Origin of the sequence: Curtobacterium sp. MCLR17_031 (assembly GCF_003234775.2) — a bacterium.
Lineage (GTDB): Bacteria > Actinomycetota > Actinomycetes > Actinomycetales > Microbacteriaceae > Curtobacterium > Curtobacterium flaccumfaciens.
Window position 1 is genome coordinate 1091041 of sequence record NZ_CP126270.1, and the last position, 18314, is coordinate 1109354.

Annotated in this window: 18 protein-coding genes; 11 read left to right on the forward strand and 7 right to left on the reverse strand. The window is 71.2% G+C overall.

All coding sequences use genetic code 11. The features are described 5' to 3' along the window. Positions 1-27 precede the first annotated feature (27 nt). Positions 28-480 carry an acyl-CoA thioesterase gene (locus DEI96_RS05275; protein WP_111024200.1) on the forward strand — a complete coding sequence of 151 codons (453 nt, stop codon included), beginning with the start codon at positions 28-30 and terminating at the stop codon, positions 478-480. On the opposite strand, the gene DEI96_RS05280 is transcribed toward DEI96_RS05275, so the two are convergent. After that, positions 467-1330 (reverse strand): acyl-CoA thioesterase, encoded by an 864-nt coding sequence (locus DEI96_RS05280; protein WP_111024199.1) that lies wholly within the window; start codon positions 1328-1330, stop codon positions 467-469. The two genes, DEI96_RS05275 and DEI96_RS05280, sit on opposite strands and share 14 nt — an antisense overlap. Positions 1331-1421: 91 nt before the next feature. Here DEI96_RS05280 and DEI96_RS05285 point away from each other — a divergent pair, with 91 nt between their 5' ends. Next, positions 1422-2123 carry a DUF8185 domain-containing protein gene (locus DEI96_RS05285; protein ID WP_071405518.1) on the forward strand — a complete coding sequence of 234 codons (702 nt, stop codon included), beginning with the start codon at positions 1422-1424 and terminating at the stop codon, positions 2121-2123. 82 nt (positions 2124-2205) lie between these two features. Next, entirely contained in the window at positions 2206-3048 is an 843-nt protein-coding gene (locus DEI96_RS05290) for an NAD-dependent epimerase/dehydratase family protein (protein ID WP_111024198.1), read from the forward strand. A gap of 299 nt (positions 3049-3347) precedes the next feature. Here DEI96_RS05290 and DEI96_RS05295 read toward each other — a convergent pair whose 3' ends face one another. The 3 genes from DEI96_RS05295 to pepN all read right to left on the reverse strand — a co-directional run bounded on the left by DEI96_RS05295 (position 3348) and on the right by pepN (position 7585). Continuing rightward, entirely contained in the window at positions 3348-3809 is a 462-nt protein-coding gene (locus tag DEI96_RS05295; protein ID WP_258372902.1) for a globin, read from the reverse strand. Between the two features lie 56 nt (positions 3810-3865). After that, positions 3866-4930: a mechanosensitive ion channel family protein gene (locus tag DEI96_RS05300; protein WP_111024197.1), complete on the reverse strand. Its 1065-nt coding sequence runs from the start codon at positions 4928-4930 to the stop codon at positions 3866-3868. Positions 4931-5005: 75 nt separating this feature from the next. Continuing rightward, positions 5006-7585: an aminopeptidase N gene (gene pepN, locus DEI96_RS05305; RefSeq protein ID WP_111024196.1), complete on the reverse strand. Its 2580-nt coding sequence runs from the start codon at positions 7583-7585 to the stop codon at positions 5006-5008. Positions 7586-7798: 213 nt separating this feature from the next. Here pepN and DEI96_RS05310 point away from each other — a divergent pair, with 213 nt between their 5' ends. After that, on the forward strand, positions 7799-8359 hold the full coding sequence (locus DEI96_RS05310) for a mycothiol-dependent nitroreductase Rv2466c family protein (RefSeq protein WP_502866297.1): 561 nt from the start codon (positions 7799-7801) through the stop codon (positions 8357-8359). 66 nt (positions 8360-8425) lie between these two features. Here DEI96_RS05310 and DEI96_RS05315 read toward each other — a convergent pair whose 3' ends face one another. Then, positions 8426-8944, reverse strand: a complete 519-nt coding sequence (locus DEI96_RS05315; protein WP_111024195.1) for a GNAT family N-acetyltransferase — start codon at positions 8942-8944, stop codon at positions 8426-8428. On the opposite strand from DEI96_RS05315, the gene DEI96_RS05320 reads away from it, so the two are divergent. From DEI96_RS05320 to DEI96_RS05330, 3 genes are read left to right on the forward strand one after another with little or no spacing between them, the layout of a single operon-like run. Next, positions 8943-9584, forward strand: coding sequence for a helix-turn-helix domain-containing protein (locus tag DEI96_RS05320; protein WP_111024194.1), 642 nt, complete (start codon positions 8943-8945; stop codon positions 9582-9584). The genes DEI96_RS05315 and DEI96_RS05320 overlap by 2 nt on opposite strands. 46 nt (positions 9585-9630) lie before the next feature. Next, positions 9631-10119 (forward strand): ribose-5-phosphate isomerase, encoded by a 489-nt coding sequence (locus DEI96_RS05325; protein WP_027464669.1) that lies wholly within the window; start codon positions 9631-9633, stop codon positions 10117-10119. A gap of 36 nt (positions 10120-10155) precedes the next feature. Next, entirely contained in the window at positions 10156-11085 is a 930-nt protein-coding gene (locus DEI96_RS05330; RefSeq protein WP_071246661.1) for an Fpg/Nei family DNA glycosylase, read from the forward strand. A 27-nt stretch (positions 11086-11112) separates the two neighbouring features. Here DEI96_RS05330 and DEI96_RS05335 read toward each other — a convergent pair whose 3' ends face one another. Together DEI96_RS05335 and DEI96_RS05340 are read right to left on the reverse strand one after the other, a co-directional pair. Then, positions 11113-12582, reverse strand: coding sequence for an amidohydrolase (locus DEI96_RS05335; protein WP_111024193.1), 1470 nt, complete (start codon positions 12580-12582; stop codon positions 11113-11115). Next, entirely contained in the window at positions 12579-13238 is a 660-nt protein-coding gene (locus DEI96_RS05340) for an FMN-binding negative transcriptional regulator (protein WP_111024192.1), read from the reverse strand. Before DEI96_RS05340 ends, DEI96_RS05335 begins: the two co-directional genes overlap by 4 nt. A 179-nt stretch (positions 13239-13417) precedes the next feature. Between DEI96_RS05340 and DEI96_RS05345 the strand changes: the two genes are divergently transcribed. Genes DEI96_RS05345 through DEI96_RS05360 form a run of 4 tightly spaced genes read left to right on the forward strand, consistent with a single transcriptional unit; the run spans position 13418 to position 18235 of the window. After that, a complete protein-coding gene (locus DEI96_RS05345; RefSeq protein ID WP_258372898.1) occupies positions 13418-15004 on the forward strand; it encodes a peptide ABC transporter substrate-binding protein in 1587 nt (528 codons plus the stop codon). Positions 15005-15012: 8 nt separating this feature from the next. After that, on the forward strand, positions 15013-16407 hold the full coding sequence (locus tag DEI96_RS05350) for a M14 family zinc carboxypeptidase (protein WP_111024191.1): 1395 nt from the start codon (positions 15013-15015) through the stop codon (positions 16405-16407). After that, complete coding sequence (locus DEI96_RS05355) at positions 16407-17348, forward strand: ABC transporter permease (protein ID WP_111024190.1); 942 nt, start codon at positions 16407-16409, stop codon at positions 17346-17348. The genes DEI96_RS05350 and DEI96_RS05355 overlap by 1 nt, the downstream gene beginning before the upstream one ends. Beyond that, a complete protein-coding gene (locus tag DEI96_RS05360; RefSeq protein ID WP_111024189.1) occupies positions 17345-18235 on the forward strand; it encodes an ABC transporter permease in 891 nt (296 codons plus the stop codon). The genes DEI96_RS05355 and DEI96_RS05360 overlap by 4 nt, the downstream gene beginning before the upstream one ends. Positions 18236-18314 lie beyond the last annotated feature (79 nt).

Below are 18314 nucleotides of genomic sequence, written 5' to 3' on the forward strand. Positions count from 1 at the left end.
GTGGCGAGACTGCACGCTCCCATCCGCATGCGGTGGAGCGACATCGACGCCTACGGTCACGTCAACAACTCCGCGATGCTGCGCCTCCTCGAAGAGGCGCGCATCGTGGGGTTCTGGGGTGCCGACCCCGGTGAGGACCCCGACGGTGACCTGCCCGAGCCGATCATCGACGGTCGGCCGGGTTCCGGCACCATGACGGTGATCGCCGGGCAGCGCCTCGAGTACCTGGCGTCGATCCCGTACCTCCGCCAACCGCTCGACATCCAGATGTGGATCGGGCGGCTCGGGGGCGCGAGCATCGACGTCTCGTACGAGGTCTGGTCGCCGGTGGGGCAGCAGCCCGCCGTCCTGTACACCCGGGCGACGACGGCACTCGTGATGGTCGACGCGGCGACGAACCGTCCGCGTCGACTGACCGACACCGAGCGTGCCGCGTGCGAGCGCTACCTCGAGGAGCCGGTGCAGTTCAGCCGGCCGTAGGCACCCGCATCATGCCCTCCTGGGCGACGGTCGCCAGCAGCTGCCCGTCACGGGAGAACATCCGGCCGAACGCGAGTCCCCGTCCGCCCTGTGCGCTCGGGGACTCCTGCGTGTACAGGACCCACTCGTCCGCGCGACCGTCGCGGTGCCACCACATGGCGTGGTCGAGGCTCGCGCTCTTGACCCCCGGGGTGCCCCAGGCGACGCCGTGCCGGCGCATGATCGGCTCGAGGATCGACAGGTCGCTCGCGTACCCGAGCACCGCACGGTGGAGCGCCGGGTCGTCCGGCAGGTCGCCCTGCACGCGGAACCAGACCGCCTGGTGCGGCACGTGCTCGCCCTGCACGTCGACGAACACCGGTCCCTCGACGTGGCGCAGGTCGATGGACCGCGCGGCCCAGGCACGTGCGACCGGGTGGTCGATCGCGGACAGGATCGACGCGGCCGACGGCAGGGACTCCGGGTCCGGGGTGTCCACCGGGTACGGGTCCTGGTGCTCGATGCCGGTGTCGGGCACCTGGAACGACGCGATCATCGAGAAGATCGGGACACCTCGCTGGTACGCCTGCACACGTCGGGCCGCGAACGACCGGCCGTCGTGGATGCGCTCGACGCCGAAGGTGATCGGCACGTCGATGTCGCCGGGCCGCAGGAAGTAGCCGTGCATCGAGTGGACGTCGCGTCCCTCGATCGTGCGCTGTGCGGCGACGATGCACTGCGCCAGCACCTGCCCGCCGAACACCCGTCCACCGGGGGACCAGTGGCTGGCACCGGTCAGGATCGTCTCGCCCGTGCTCGCGCCGGTGTCCTCGAGTCGCAGGGTCCGCAGGAAGTCGGGTTCGCCGTTCACGCTGTGCAGTCTACGAACGGCCGCCCGCCGCCGTCGCAGGTCGCCACGCCCAGGTGCTGCGGCATCGACGGCCGGTAGGATCGGGGACGACATGGGCAACTCGTTCACGCTTCCCGACGCCGCCTCACTCGGTGACCTCCGCACGTACCTCGGACGTGCCGCTCGGATCGAGGACGGCTCGGTCCGGCTCATCGCCGACTCCGGCGTCCTGGCCGTCTACACGGCGATCCTCTACCCGCTCGGGCTGCTCGACGAACTGCCGACGGTGCTCGGCCTCCGCACGTTCTCGCTCACCGAGCCGGCGTCGATCGACACCGTGGTCCCGCTGCAGTCGCTCCTCGAGCGTCTCCGCCTGCTGGCCGAGGCGCAGGACGCCGAACACGCCGAGGGTGCCGACCCGACGCGGGCCACCCCGATCGAGGTCGAGCTGCCGCACGAGGTGCACACCGTGACGTGGGCGGCCATCTCCCCGCCCCGCGGTGGCTGGGTCCCGCTGCCGGACGTCTCGCCGGAACTCCTCCGCCGCGCCACCCGCGACGGCATCGCCGAGGTCGCCGACGCCGTGCCGTCCAACGCCGGCGAGGCCATCGTCCGACGGATCCGTGCCGAGGTCTGGGGTCGACCGGTCCCCGGCGTCGAACACCTGCCCGCCGGTGCGGGCTTCGCGGGCGAGAGCCTCGGGTTCCTCGGGCACGACCCGGTCCGCCTGTTCGAGACGGGTCCGTGGAGCCGACTCACGACCTCGCGCGGCCACGTGCTCGTCAAGCGCCGCGCCTGGACCCTGAGCTCCTAGCGACGACACCGACGACACCGACGACGAGGCGCCGACCACCCCCGACCGCGACGCCGCCCGGCCGCCGTGGTTGGCTGGCCGCATGCACGTCTTCCTCACCGGTGCGTCCGGCTACATCGGCTCCTCCGTCCTCCGCTCCCTCGTGGCCCACGGGGACGAGGTCACCGCGCTCGTCCGCTCCGACGAGAAGGCCCAGCACGTCCGTGACGCCGGTGGCCGGGCCCTGGTCGGCGACGTCACCGACACCGACGTCGTCGAACGCCTGCTGCACGAGAGCGACGGCGTCGTCCACACGGCATCGGCGCCCGGCGTCGACCCGGACTTCATCCGCACCGCGATCGGTGCCCTGGCCGGCACACCGAAGCCGTTCGTGCACACCGGCGGGATCTTCACCTTCGGTGACTCGACGGACATCTCGGAGCAGTCGCCGATCGACCCGCCGGCGTTGACCGCCTGGCGCGGACCGAACGAGGCCCTGCTGCGGGGGAGCGACGTGCGGAGCACCATCGTCGCCCCTGGCATCGTGTACGGGCGCGGCGCCGGCATCCCGGCGATGTTCGTCAGCGACGGCGAGCAGCCGGTGCAGCTGGTGGGCGACGGCTCGCAGCGGTGGACGACGGTGCACGTCGACGACCTCGGCGAGCTCTACGTCCTCGCGCTGCACCGCGGCGAGCCCGACGGGTACATCGTCGCCGCGACCGGCGACAACCCGACCGTCCGGCAGATCGCCGAGGCCGGGGCCCACGGAGCACCGGTCGTCGCCGAGAGCATCGACGCGAGCCGCGAACGGCTCGGGCGGGACTTCGCCGACGCCCTGCTGCTGCACCAGGAGGCGTCCGGCGCGCACGCCCGGTCGGCGTTCGGCTGGCGGCCGTCGCGGCCGTCCCTGGTCGAGGACCTCGCCTCCGGCTCGTCCGTGCGCTGACCCGCGCTGCCCGAAGACGCCGGCGTCCCGCGAGCACCCCGCCGGCCCCGCGAGACGCCGCAGAATTCGGAGGCGTGGAACGCACATGGCGGCGTCGGACGGACACGCCGGCGTCTCGCGGGAACGAGAACGTGGGAACCGGCGGACGGGAGGCCCGTGGCGGCGCCGCCACGGGCCTCCCGTCCGCCGCTCGCGACGATCACTGCACGCCGGCGTCAGCGGGAGACGCCGCGGGAGCATCGAGACGCCGCCGGATCCGGCGGCGTCTCGACGACACGACGGCGTGTGCCGGGCGCGCTTCAGTCGAAGGTGTTCGTCATCGCGTGGGCAGCGCGGTCCAGGTAACCCCAGAGCTCGGCTTCGTCGAGGGGCGCGAGCTCGAGTGACTCGACCGCATCGTGCATGTGGTGGAGCCAGCGTTCCCGCGCCTCGGACGTGATGCGGAACGGGTTGTGCCGCATCCGCAGGCGGGGGTGGCCGCGCTGTTCGCTGTAGGTGCCCGGGCCGCCCCAGTACTGCTGCAGGAACGCGGAGAGGCGCCAGATCGCACCCTCGAGGTCGTCGGCCGGGTACATCGGCCAGATGACCTCGTCCTGCTGCACGCCCTCGTAGAAGCGCCGGACGAGCTGGTCGAAGGTCGGAGCGCCGCCGATCCGCTCGTACAGCGACCCGGTGGCCGAGGCGCCGTGCTCCCCGACGCGCAGGGTGATCGGCTGTGCCGGGACGCCGACCGAGCCTGGCATCGCGGGGGCGCCGGGCATGCCGAGCGAGCCGCGCGCTCCGGGCCCACCCGTGCCGCTCGGGGGTGTGGGGTCGGTCATCTGGGGTCCTTCCCGCTGTCGGGGTCGTCCGAGTGGATCGGCTGCCCGAGGATGTTGCGCTTGGTGCGCCGGGGCTTCGTGGGTGCCGGCGTCGGCTGGGTCCGGACGGTGCGCAGGCCGTTGATCGAGGTGGCGTTCTCCCAGCCCTCTGGCATGATCATCGCCATCGCCGGCAGGGTGATGCCGAGTTCGTCGACGGCGTGCTTCAGGCGGGTGCGGAGCTCCCGGCCGACGACGTCCAGCTCGGACGCCCGGGTCTTCACGACGAGGCGGAAGACCATGCCGGCGTCGGTGATCGACTGCAGCCCCCAGATCTCGGGCTTCTCGACGATCCGCTGCCGCCAGCGGGACTCCTGCGACATCGTGACGGCTGCCTTGAGCAGCGCGTCCTGCACGGCGTCGATGTCGGTGTCGTAGGGGACGGTGATGTCGACGAGCACGCGCGACCAGCCCTGGGACAGGTTGCCGACGCGCAGGATCTGGCCGTTCGGGACGAACCAGAGGATGCCGTTCACGTCGCGGATCTGCATGACGCGCAGCCCGACGTTCTCGACGACGCCGGTGGCCTGCCCGGTGTCGACGACGTCACCGACGCCGGCCTGGTCCTCGAGGATCATGAAGATGCCGGACAGCAGGTCCTTCACGATCGACTGGGCGCCGACGGCGAGGCCGGCTGCGACGAGGGACGCACCACCGACGATGCCGACCGCGGCACCCTTCCACACAGCGGTGGCGATGATGACGAGTGCGATCGCGACCACGACGACGGTGGCGAGGTTCTCGAGGACGCTGCCGAGCGTCCGGGTGCGCTGGACGACCCGCGCGGTCTGCACGGGCGACGCGATGAGGGCCTGGGTGTCAGCGGCCCCCTGGCGCTTCTTGACGCCGTTCACGATCCGGTCGACGACCTGCTTGATCATCCGGCGCAGGATCAGCCGGAGGATGATCGCGGCAATGATCGTGATGACGATCGTGATCGGGGCCTGCCAGGTGTCGACGAAGTCCGTGAATGCGTTCGAGACCAGTTTGGACGTGTCTTCGGTCGTTGCAGCCAAGTTCATATCCGGTCGATGCTAAGCGGCGGGGCCTCGGCGTCCCTGGAGGAACACCAAGACCCCGCCGGATCAGAGCAGGGGTCAGGCGTCGGCGGCCTGGACCCGGAGCGCGCGCTCGGTGCCCGCGAGGCTCTCGGACACGATGCGGCGCAGCGCCGGCGTCTCCGGGTGCTCCTCGAGCCACGCGGCGGCGGCGTCGCGGAGCTCGGCCGACGCGAGCGGCGCCGGGTAGAGGCCCGAGACGATGGTGTCCGCCATGTGGTAGCTGCGCTCGGCCCAGATGCGCGTGAGCACCTCGAAGTACTTCGGCACGAGGCCCTCGAGCAGCACCGGGCTGTTCACGTGCTGGAACCCGACCGTGGTCTGGCGCACGATGGCGTTCGGCAGCTCGGACGAGTCGACCAGCGACGAGAACGCCGCCAGCTTGCCCTCGGCCGTGGGGATCGTCGCCCGGGCACGTGCCGCGGCCTGCTCACCCGACGCGGTCTTGTCCGCGGCGAGCTCGGCGTCGATCTCGGCGTTGTCCGCAGCACCCGCGAGCACGAGGCCCTCGAGCAGCTCCCAGCGCAGGTCCGTGTCGATCTCGAGGCCCTGCAGCGTGACCGATCCGTCGCGGAGGCCCTGCAGGGTCGCGACGTGCTCGGGCGTCGACGGGACCTGCGCGAAGAACTTCACGAACTGGAACTGCGCGTCCGAACCGGCCTCGGCCGAGGACGCGAGCTGCCAGAGGGTGTCGCCGACGGTGCGGACCGTGGCTTCGACCGAGCCCGGTGCCACGTAGTTGCGTGCGGTGAGCAGCAGCTGCGAGAGCGTCGTGCGGATGGTCGTCGACTCGGTCTCGGTCGCGATGTTGCCGAGCACCAGGCGGACGTAGTCGCTTGCCGGGGACTCGGCGTCGCGCGTGGCGTCCCACACGGAACCCCAGACGATCGAGCGGGCGAGCGGGTTCGCGATCGACGCGAGGTGCTCGATCGCGGTGCGCCGGGAGTGCTCGTCGAGACGGATCTTGGCGTAGGCCAAGTCGTCGTCGTTCAGGAGCACGAGGTCGCCGCGCTGGACGCCGACGAGCTCGGGCACCTCGGTGCGGGCACCGTCGACGTCGATCTCGACGCGGTGGACCCGCTCGAGCTTGCCGCCGGCGGACGCCGTGTCGGCGCCGAACGGCGCGGACTCGTCGTTCCGGAAGGCGTACACGCCGATCGCCAGACGGTGCGGGCGCAGCGTCGGGTAGTCGGCGGGGGCTTCCTGCAGGACGGTGAACGACGTGATGACACCGGACTCGTCGGTCTCGATCTCGGGGCGCAGGGTGTTGACGCCCGCGGTCTCGAGCCAGAGCTTCGACCACTCGGTCAGCTCACGGCCGCTCGTCGCCTCGAGCTCGACGAGCAGGTCGCGGAGCTCGGTGTTCGAGTGGTGGTGCTTCTTGAAGTAGGCGGAGACACCCGCGAAGAACGCGTCGATGCCGACCCAGGCGACGAGCTGCTTGAGGACCGAGCCGCCCTTCGCGTAGGTGATGCCGTCGAAGTTGACCTGGACGTCCTCGAGGTCGTTGATCGTCGCGACGATCGGGTGCGTCGAGGGGAGCTGGTCCTGGCGGTAGGCCCAGGACTTCTCCATCGCCTGGAACGTGGTCCAGGCCTCGGTCCACTCGGTGGCCTCGGCCGTGGCGATCGTGGAGGCCCACTCGGCGAAGGACTCGTTGAGCCACAGGTCGTTCCACCACTTCATGGTGACCAGGTCGCCGAACCACATGTGGGCGAGCTCGTGCAGGATCGTGACGACCCGGCGCTCCTTGATGGCGTCGGTGACCTTCGACCGGAACACGTAGGTCTCGGTGAAGGTGACCGCGCCGGCGTTCTCCATCGCACCGGCGTTGAACTCCGGCACGAACAGCTGGTCGTACTTGTCGAAGGGGTAGGCGACGTCGAACTTCTCCTCGAAGTACGCGAAGCCCTTCTTCGTGATGTCGAACACGTACTCGGGGTCGAGGTACGAGGCGAGCGACTTGCGCGCGAACACGCCGAGCGGGATCGTCCGTCCGTCGCGGCTGGTCAGCTCGTCGCGCACGACCTCGTACGGGCCGGCGACGAGCGCGGTGATGTAGCTCGAGATGCGCGCGGTGGGCGGGAAGGCCCAGGTCGCGACGTCGCCGTCGACGTGCGGCTCCGGCGTGGGGGAGTTCGAGACGACCTGCCACCGCGACGGCGCCGTCACGGTGAAGGAGAACTCGGCCTTCAGGTCGGGCTGCTCGAACACCGCGAACATGCGGCGGGAGTCCGGGACCTCGAACTGGGAGTACAGGTACACCTCGTCGTCCACCGGGTCGACGAAGCGGTGCAGGCCTTCACCGGTGTTCGTGTACAGCGCGTCGCTGACGACCACGAGCTCGTTCTGCTCCTGCAGGTCGTCGAGCTGGATGCGCACGCCGTCGTTCACCGCGGCGACGTCGAGCGCCGTGCCGTTCAGTGTGATCGAGTGCACGGTCTTCGTGATGGCGTCGATGAAGGTCGATGCGCCGGCGGTGGCGGTGAAGCGCACCCGCGTGGTGCTGCCGAAGCTGTCGGCGCCGCGGGTCAGGTCGAGCTCGACGTCGTACGTCTGCACGGCGACGACGGCCGCGCGCTCCTGGGCTTCGATTCGGGTGAGGTTCTCTCCGGGCACGCAACGCTCCATCTTCGCTGGGGACGCGGACGATCGGTGTCCGCGTACGGGGCCCCGGACGGCGTCGTGCGCCGGCGGGACGATGGGTTCCAGCCTAGCGACGCCGCGTACGCTCGGATCGTGACCGAGACGACTGTGGACAACCCGACCGACCCCACCACCGAGCGCACCGCCGTGGAGTTCTGGTTCGACCCGAACTGCCCCTGGGCCTGGATGACGAGCCGCTGGGTGGGTGAGGTCGCCGAGCACCGCGACCTCGACGTGACCTGGAAGGTGATGAGCCTGTTGGTCCTCAACGAGGACCAGGACGTGCCGGAGAGCTACAAGGAGCGCCTGCACGCCGGCCAGGTCTACCCGCGCATCGTCACGGCGGCGCGGCTCCGGCTCGGGCAGGACGTCGTGAAGCCGCTGTACGACGCCCTCGGCGAGCACATCCACCACCGCCAGGAGTCCGACCCGGAACAGGTCGTCCCCGCCGTCCTCGCCGAGCTCGGCCTCGACGCCGACCTGCTCGAGTACGCCTGGACGGACGAGGTCGACGCCGCCGTGCGCGCCAGCCACCAGGACGGCATCGACCGCGTCGGACAGGACGTCGGCACGCCGGTCATCGCCGTCGAGGGCACCGCGTTCTTCGGACCGGTCATCTCCCCGGCGCCCAAGGGCCAGGAGGCGCTCGACCTGTGGGACGGCGTCGTCGCCGTCGCGAAGTACCCCGGCTTCTTCGAGCTCAAGCGCTCGCGCACCGTCGGCCCGATCTTCGACACGACCGACTGATCCGGTACCGACCGGTGGGGAACGGGCGGCCGGGAGGCCCGTGGTGCGCCCGCCCCGCCCGTCGCGTCAGACGAGCGGCAGGCGCATGAGCGTCAGGTCGAGCCAGCGGTCGAACTTGCGTCCGACCTCGGGCACGACCGCGACCGTGGTGAACCCCAGGCGTTCGTGCAGGGCGATCGACCCGGTGTTGGTGCTGCAGATCCCCGCCATCATGACGTGCCGGCCCTCGGCGGTGGCCCGTGCGACCAGCTCGGCCATCAGGGTCGTCGCGATGCCCCGGCCGCGGAACGCCTCGACCACGTAGACGCTGTGCTCGACGGTCAGCCGGTACCCCTGGTGCGGCCGCCACTGCGAGTACGTGGCGTAGCCGGCCACGACGCCGTCGAGCTCGGCCACGACCACCGGGTACCCGCCGCCCTGCCGCTCGGTGAGCCACCCGTCGAAGTACGCACGCGGGTGCGGAGTGTCCTGCCAGATGGCGGTGGAGTGCAGGACCGCATCGACGTGCAGGGCGTGCACGACGTCGAGGTCGGTCGGGGTGCAGTCGCGGATCACGACCCCGTTCGTCGCATATGCTGTCGTCATGTCTCACATCGTAGACGACGCGCACGCCGATCCCGCAACCGGCGCCGACGACACCTCGGTCGCCGAGCAGCGGGCGCTCGGCGAACGCCTCCAGCGCCTCCGCACCGAGCGCAGGTGGAGCCTCACCGAGCTCGCCGAGGAGTCCGGCGTCTCCCGCGCGATGATCAACCGGGTCGAACGCGGAGTTTCCAGCCCCACCGCGACGATCCTCGGTCGCCTGTCGGGTGCCTTCGGTCTGACGATCTCGCAGCTCCTCGACGATGCCCTGGAGCACGAGGTGCCCAGGGTGACGGACCCCGACGAGGCGCGCGGCGTCCAGCGCGGCGCGACCGCCGATTCCTGGACCGATCCCGACACCGGGTACCGCCGCCGTCCGGTCTCGAGCGCGGCGTTCCCCGCTGACGTCACCGAGGTGCGCCTCCCGGCCGGCCGCGAGGTGGCCTACCCGGCGTCCGCCTACGCGTTCCTGCGGCACTGCATCTGGGTCGTCGACGGCGTGCTCGAGGTCGTCGTCGGCGGCGAGCCGACGCGCCTGGCGGCGGGGGACCGGATCGAGCTCGGCGACCCCGCCGACGTCGTCTACCGCAACCCGGGCGAGGACCCCACCCGGTACCTCGTGGTGGTGGTCCGCGCACCGTAGTCCGTGGTGGTCCGGGCCCCGGAGCCGCAGGAATATGATCGGTTCCATGCGCATCCACCTCGGAACGGACCACGCCGGCCTCGAGTTCAACAAGACCCTCGCAACGCACCTGACCGAAGCCGGGCACGAGGTGGTGGACCACGGTCCGACCGAGTACGACGCGCTCGACGACTACCCCTCGTTCTGCATCAACGCCGCGCACGCCGTGGTGCAGGACCAGCGCGCCGGAGTCCAGGCCCTCGGCGTCGTCTTCGGCGGTTCCGGCAACGGTGAGCAGATCGCCGCCAACAAGGTCGAGGGCATCCGCGCCGCGCTCGTGTGGAACGAGTCGACTGCGCTGCTCGCCCGGCAGCACAACGACGCCAACGTCATCTCCATCGGCGCGCGCCAGCACACCGAGGACGAAGCGATCCGGTTCGTGGACCTGTTCATCGCCGAGCCGTTCTCCGGCGAGGAGCGTCACGCCCGCCGCATCGCCCAGCTGGCCGAGTACGAGACCACCGGGCTGATCGCCGGCCGTCAGATCGACGCGTAGTCCGGCTCGTCAGGGGTACCGGGTAGAACGGTAGTCATGCCCGAGGGTCACTCCGTCCACCGCATCGCCAACCAGTTCACCCGGCACTTCGTCGGCAAGCGCTGCGAGGTGTCGAGCCCCCAGGGTCGCTTCGCCGCCGGTGCCGCGCAGCTCGACGGCAAGCGCATGATCGCCGCGCGTGCGGTGGCGAAGCAGATGTTCCTGGAGTTCGAGGGCGACCTGTTCCTCCGCGTCCACCTCGGGCTGTACGGGGCGTGGGACTTCGCGGGCGTGATCTCCACCGCCGAGGCGCTGTCCGACGACGACGACCGCGAAGAGTCGCTCAGCTCGATCGGCGCACCGCGGCTCGCCCGCTACCGGATGGCCGAGCAGGAGAAGGCGGAGGACCCGATCGAGTCCTTCCCGCCGGACCCGGTGGGCCAGGTCCGGGTGCGGATCCTCACCGAGGACACCGTCGCCGACCTGCGTGGCCCGACCGCGTGCGTCGTGGAGACCCCGGCCGAGGTGCAGCGCGCGCTCGACAAGCTCGGCCCCGACCCGATGAACGACGACGGGCCCGAGGCCGAGAAGACCTTCGTCGACAACGTCCGCCGTCGGAACGTCGCCATCGGGCAGCTGCTCATGGACCAGTCCGTCGTGGCGGGCATCGGCAACATCTACCGCGCCGAGCTGCTGTTCCGGCAGCGCATCGACCCGTACAAGCCGGGCAAGAAGATCACCGTCAAGCAGGCCAAGGCGCTCTGGGCCGACTGGTCGAAGCTGTTGCACGACGGCGTCCGCGACGGCCTGATGATGACGATGGACGACCTGTCCGAGGCCGACCACAAGAAGGCCCTGCGCTCCCGCAAGGACCGCCACTGGGTCTACCACCGCCAGGGCGAGCCGTGCCGGGTGTGCGGCACCGAGATCCGGATGGCCGACATGGCCGGTCGGAAGCTCTACTGGTGCCCGAAGGACCAGAAGTAGCTCAGGGGCACAGGCGCACCCGCCCGCTCACACCTCCCGGTGGGTGAACCGTCCGGCGACGGCCGTCCCGAGCACCCGCAAGCCACGCAGCGCGGCGGAGGACGACGCCAGCGGGTCGGACTCGACGAGCACCAGGTCCGCGACGTCGCCGACGGACACCCCGACGCGCCCGTCGGTCGACCCCTGCCAGGCGACGAGTGCCGAGAGTCGTTCGGCCGGATGCCACGGATCGCGGCCGTCGCGGTCCCGCCCGACGGCCGCCGCCATCGACACCCACGGGTCGAGCGGCGCCACCGGCGCGTCCGACCCGAGCAACAGGCGCGCTCCGGCCCGGGCGAGCGAGGCGAAGGCGAACGCCCGGTCGGTGTGCCCGGCCCAGTGCCGGTCGGCGATGTCCCGGTCGTCCATGGCGTGTTCGGGCTGCACGGACGCGGCGACCCCGAGCCGGGCGAACCGGTCGACGTCGGTGTCGACGAGCAACTGCGCGTGCTCGATCGTGCCGCGGGCCCCGACGGTCTCGAAGACGTCGAGCGCCAGCGTGTTCGCACGGTCGCCGATCGCGTGGATCGCGGGGACGAGTCCGGCGTCGACGGCACGGCGGGTGATCGCGACGAGGTCCTCGAACGGCCAGGCGAGCACGCCGGAGCCGTCGGCCATGGCGGCGGTCCGAGTGCCGAGTGACCCGTCCGTGACCACCTTGAACGGTCCCATCGTGAGCAAGCCCCGCGTGCCGTCGACCACGTCGCCGGTGCGCAGCCCCCGGGCGATGGCCTCGTCGAGCTCGGCCGGGTACACCCCGGACGCGACCCGGATCGCGTCGGTGCCGGCGTGGATCCGGCGGCGCCAGCGGTCGAGCCCGAAGCGCATCTCGAGGTCGACGACACCCGTCACCCCGCGGGCGGCCGCAGCCTCGGCAGCGTCCGCCACGTAGGCGTCGAGCAGGTCGTCCGGCACCTGCGACAGCGCACCGGTCACGTCGAACGCGTCCTGCTCGCGCAGGACCCCGTCCTCACCCGCCTCGAGCGGGCGACCGACAGCAGCCGAGAAGTGCGCGAGCGCGAGCGCGTTGCACCACACCGCGTGCAGGTCCGCGCTGATGACGACGACCGGGAGGCCCGGTGCGGCACGGTCGAGCAGCTCGCGTCGCGCAGGGCGCGGCCACATCCCGTCGCGGTAGCCGTGTCCGACCAGGACGGGGTCCGTCACGCCCGCCCGCGCGACGGCGGCGAGCAGGTCGGCGGTCGCCTCGGGGGAGTCGCAGCCGGTGACGTCGACACGGCGGCGGACGAGTGCCCACTGGTCGAAGTGCGTGTGGTGGTCGCGGAGCCCCGGGCCGAGCCAGGCGCCGGCGGCCTCGACCACGTCGGTGTCGACGCTCGTGGGGTCGAGGGTGCCGGTCGGTGCGATCTCGGTGACGCGACCGTCGACGATGCGGACGTCGGCAGGGGCCCCGGAGGTGCCCACACGCCGAACGGTGCGGAGCAGGATCTCCGTCACGGCGCCTCCAGGCCGTTCGCCGTGGACGGGACGGGCCGGACCCGCTCGACCTCGTCGGCGAGCGCCGGCGACGCGTAGGGGCCGTCGCCCCGCAGCCCGGCGACGATGCGGTCGATCACCTCGGGGGCCTTGTTCTGCGACAGCTTGGCGCGGGCGTCGAACCGGGTGACGCGGATCCGGATGCCCACGGTGCCCTTCGCGATCCGGCGGGCGGTCTCCTCGTCGATCTGCAACGACACGGGCGAGGGCATGACCCGCTCGAAGTGGTCGACGAGTTCGCCGAGGACCCGGAAGTTCTCGTCGTCGGAGAGGATCTCGGGGGTGCCCCAGACGTGGGCGGTGACGTGGTTCCAGGTCGGCACGAACTGCTCCGGCGGGTACCAGGCGGGGGAGACGTAGCCGTGCGCGCCCTGGAAGACGACGAGGACCTCTTGCTGTCCGAGTTCGTGCGCGACCTCGTCGGGGCGGCCGACGTGGGAGACCAGGACGAGGGCGTCCGGGTCGTCGTCGGGGCCGGGGGTCTCGAGCAGCACCGGGTAGTGCGAGGCGACCAGTCCGGCCGCTGTGTGGGACACGATCGTCGCCCACGGGTTCCCGGTGATGAGGCGTCGGACCTCGTCGACGTCGGTCATCAGGAAGTGCGGTGTGTGGCGCATGTTCCGAGCGTGGCACAACGGGCTCGGTCGCGCGACGGGTGTCGTTTCGTCGGTGTTTCTGCGCGGTAAAACTCTCAGAGCGCATTGAAAGAAGTCTTGTGGTCGGGATTCGAACCGTCCTAGCTTTCCCACCACGACGACCGGGCAGGGATCCGGCCGCACCCGATCGAGGAGAGATCATGCGACGCAGGACGATCGCCGCGCTGGCCGCGGCGGCAACCTTGGCACTGGTGGCGACCGGCTGTTCGGCGGGCGGCGCGGCCGACGACGATGCTCCCTCGAGCCTGGTCTACGCGACCGGCGAGCCCGACCACCTGACCCCGGGTCGGCAGACCGTGGCCTTCGACCAGGTGATGAGCGTCTTCGCGCCGCTGACCCAGACCGACGCCGACGGTGATCTGCAGGACGTGGCGGCGAAGAGCGTCGAGAGCGACGACGCCACCACGTGGACGATCACGCTGCGGGACGGCTGGACGTTCCAGAACGGCGAGGCCGTCACGCCGGAGAGCTACGTGAAGGCCTGGAACCACGTCGCCTACGGCCCGAACGCGTGGGAGAACAGCGGTCAGCTCGCCGGGATCGTCGGGTACACCGACCTCAACCCAGCGAAGGGCACCCCGAAGACCAAGGAGATGTCGGGACTCAAGGTCACCGGCAAGGACACCTTCACGGTCACGCTCACCCACGCGGACAGCCAGTTCCCCCTGCAGCTCAGCCAGGCCCAGACGGCGTTCTACCCGATGCCCGAGGCCGCCTACGACGACCTGAAGGCGTACGACAAGAAGCCGATCGGCAACGGCCCGTACGAGATGACGAAGGCGTGGAAGGCGGACCAGGAGTTCACCGTCACGGCCTGGAAGGACTACGAGGGCACGAAGCCCGCCACCGACGAGGTGACCTTCCGCAGCTACTCCGACATGAACACCGCGTACACCGACGTCCTGGCCGGCAACGCCGACGTGCTGTTCCTGCCGACCGACAAGATGACGAGCGCGAAGGCCGACTTCGGCGACCGCCTGCACTCCTTCGACGCCCCCGGCATCGACTACCTCGGGTTCCCGCTGTGGGACGACCGGTACTCCGACCCCGACGTGCGCCGCGCGATCTCGATGTCGATCGACCGTGACGAGGTCAACGACGCGATCTACGGCGGCCTGTACGACCCGGCCACCGCGCTCACCCCGCCGTCGATGTCCGGCACCGAGGAGGGCATCTGCGGCGACGCCTGCGAGTTCGACCCGGCAGCGGCGAAGAAGCTCCTCGCCAGTGCCGGCGGGTTCGACGGCACCATGACGCTCGTCTACCCGGGCGGCACCGGCCTCGACTCCCTGTACGAGGCGTACGCCAACCAGATCCGGCAGAACCTGGGCGTCGACGCCGAGGCGAAGGCCACCACCGACTGGGCGTCCTACTACTCGGAACTCACCGACAAGACCGTCGCCGGCCCGCACTTCGGCCACTGGGGCGCGCTGTACATCAGCCAGCAGAACACGCTGCGCGCGCTGTTCACCACGGCCGGCGGCTGCTCCCCGTGCACCGGCTACTACCAGTCCGACGACGTCGACTCGCTGCTCGAGAAGGCCGACTCCGCCGGGTCCCAGGACGAGGCGAACGGGTACTACACGAAGACTCAGCAGGCCGTGCTCGAGGACTTCCCGATCGTCCCGACCTTCTTCGACAAGTACTCGTACGTCACGAGCGACAAGATCGCGAAGCTGCCCGCGGTGGCGGGCAGCCCCGTGATCGCGCAGATCGCCGTGAAGTAGGGCGGGGCATGAATCAGCACACCGTCCTCGACCTGGTCCGCGACGTCCCCGACCGCGACGGCTTCCCGCTCGTCGATGACCTGCACGCCCGGTTCGCCGCGCTCGCCGCGGCGCACCCCGACCGGGTCACGGTCACCCGGATCGGCACGAGCCGCCTCGGCGAACCGCTGCACAGCTACCGCATCGGCACCGGGTCGCACGCGGCCGTCGTGGTCGGCGGGGTGCACCCGAACGAGCCGATCGGTTCGTGGACGGCGCTGCACCTCGCCGAGACGGCCCTCGGTGACGAGCGGGTGCAGGCCCTCGACGTCACCTGGCACATCGTCCCGACGATCGACCCGGACGGCATGCGGCTCAACGAGGCGTGGTTCCACGACCCGCACGACCGCGTGTTCTACTCGCGGCACTTCTACCGACCCGCTCCGGACAGCCAGGTCGAGTGGACGTTCCCGAACAGCTACAAGTCGGTGTACTTCGACCAGGTGCTGCCCGAGACGCTCGCGTTCATGCGGCTCATCGACGACACCGAGCCGGACCTGCTCGTGAGCCTGCACAACGGCGAGATGGGCGGCGTCTACTACTACCTGTCCGAGGACCTGCCCGCCGTCGTCGACACCCTGCACGCGGTGCCGGCCGCACTCGGGCTGCCGCTCGACACCGGCGAGCCGGAGTCCCCGTACCTGCGGGAGCTCGCCCCGGCGGTGTTCGCGATGGACGGCATCGAGACGGCGTACGCCTACCTCGAGGAACTCGGCATCGACCCCGGCGAGCACATCCACGGCGGGTCGAGCGCGGCGTGGGCGATGCGGCACGGGGCCCTCTGCATGGTGGCCGAGCTGCCGTACTGGAGCCACCCCGACGCCGACGACCAGACCCCGACCGACGAGCCGTACGCCGACCTGCTCCGCCGGTGCGCGGACGACCTCGGTGCCTCGGGTGCGGAACTGCAGGCGTTCCTCGACGCGGCATCGCCGATGCTCTCGATCCCGTCCCCGTTCGTCGAGGCCTCCCGGGCGTTCGTCCCGATGCTCGCCGGGATCGCGGACACCGACCGCCGCCGCGCCGAGCGGGAACCGGCGGACCGGACGGCCACCGTCGCGGAGCGCTTCGGCTGCGAGGACCTCGTCCGCTGCTTCCGCCTGCGCTACGGCGGCATGCTCCTGCGCGCCGTCGAGGCGGAGACGACCGCCGGCACGGCGTCCGCGCCGCTCCGCCGGCTCCGCGACCGCCTGGCCGAGCGCTACGCGCGCTGGCAGGCGGACGCGTCGACGGGTGCGCAGCCGATCCCGGTGGGGAAGCTCGTGGGCGTGCAGTACGGGGCGATCCTCGCCTGCGCGGCGCACGTGGCGGACCCGACCCGCGCCTCCCGTCCGGTGTCGGCGGCCGTGTCGGGAGGCGCGTGATGCGTCCGACGCTCGCCGTCGGTCGCCGACTCGGCGGCCTGGTCATCGTGTTCCTCGGGGTGACCTTCCTCATCTACGCGATGACGTTCGCGCTGCCCGGCGACCCGATCAAGGCGCTCGGCGGCGAGCGCCCCCTGACCGACTCGGTCGTGCGGGCGCTGCGGGCGGAGTACCACCTGGACCAGCCGCTGTGGCTGCAGTACGTGCAGTACCTGGGCGGCCTGTTCCGGGGTGACTTCGGCACCGACTTCAACGGGCAGTCCGTCGGCGAGCAGATGGCCTCGCGGTGGCCGGTGACGATCACGCTGGCGCTCAGCGCGTGGGCGCTCGAGATCGTCCTCGGCATCGGGCTCGGCGTGCTCTCGGCGCTCAAGCGCGGCACCGTGCTCGACAAGACGGTGCTCGTCGGCACCATCGTCGTCGGCGCGGTCCCCGTGTTCGTGCTCGGCGTGGCCCTCCAGCTGGTGTTCTCGGTGCGGCTGCACTGGTTCCCGGTCGCGGGCGTCACCGCCGGGTGGCCGACCGCGTACGTCCTGCCGGCGTTCGTGATCGCCCTGTTCGGCCTGGCCGCGGTGTCCCGGCTCACCCGGACGTCGATGATCGAGACGCTCGACGCTGACTACGTCCGGACGGCCCGCGCCAAGGGGCTCGCGCCGGGCCGGATCGTCGGTGTGCACGTGCTGCGGAACTCGCTCATCCCCACCGCCACCTACCTGGCGACCGACCTCGGGTACCTGATGGGCGGCACCGTCATCATCGAGGGCATCTTCAACCTGCCGGGCGTCGGGAACCTGCTGTTCCAGGGCATCCGCTCGCACGAGGGCGCCGTCGTCGTCGGCATCTCGACCGCCCTCATCCTGGTGTTCCTCGTCACGAGCGTGCTCGTCGACCTGCTGCACGCCGCCCTCGACCCGCGCGTCCGGACAGGAGCCTCCCGATGACCACCGAAGCCCTCGGCGCCACCGTCGACCCCGTCGTCGGGGTCCGGCGTCGGCCACTGCTCGCCGCCGCACGGACGCCGGGGTTCTGGGTGCCCGCGTCGGTGCTCGTGGTGGTCCTGCTCATCGCGGCGTTCCCGCAGCTGTTCGCCGGCCTGTTCGGCCACGGCGACCCCCGGGTGTGCGACCTCGGCCGGAGCGGGGCGTCAGCGACCGCCGGGCACCCGTTCGGCTTCGACCTGCAGGGCTGCGACGTGTACGCGAACGTCATCTGGGGCACCCGGTCGTCGATCGCTGTCGCGGTACTCACGACCGTGCTCGCCGGCATGGTCGCGGTCGTCGTCGGGACCGTCGCGGGCATGGTCGGCGGGTGGGTCGACGCCGTCCTCGCCCGGCTCACCGACGTGTTCCTCGGGTTCCCGTTCCTGCTCGGCGCCGTCGTGGTGCTGAACAGCGTGGGGGAGCGGTCGGTGCTCACCGTGTCGCTCGTGCTCGCCCTGTTCGGGTGGCCGACGATGGCCCGGCTCGTGCGGTCGAGCGTCCGCAGCGTCCGGGGCGCCGAGTTCGTGCTCGCCGCCCGGACCATGGGGTTGTCGACGTGGCGGATCACCACCCGGTACGTGTTGCCGTCGTCGATCTCGCCACTGCTCGTGCTCGCCACCATCACCGTCGGCGGGGTCATCGTGTCCGAGTCGTCGCTGACCTACCTCGGCATCGGGCTGGAGCGTCCGGCGATCTCGTGGGGGCTGCAGCTGTCCGCGGCGACGTCGCAGTTCCTCCGGGCCCCGCACATGCTCATCGCCCCGGCGGCGTTCCTCGCCGTGACCGTGCTCGCCGTCATCGCGCTCGGCGACACGCTGCGCGCCGCGCTCGACCCGCGTCGGCGCTGACCGGCACGGCACACGCCGCGTCGCGGCGGGCACCGTCGCGACCGACGCGCCAGACTCGAACCACCGCCCTTCGAAAGGA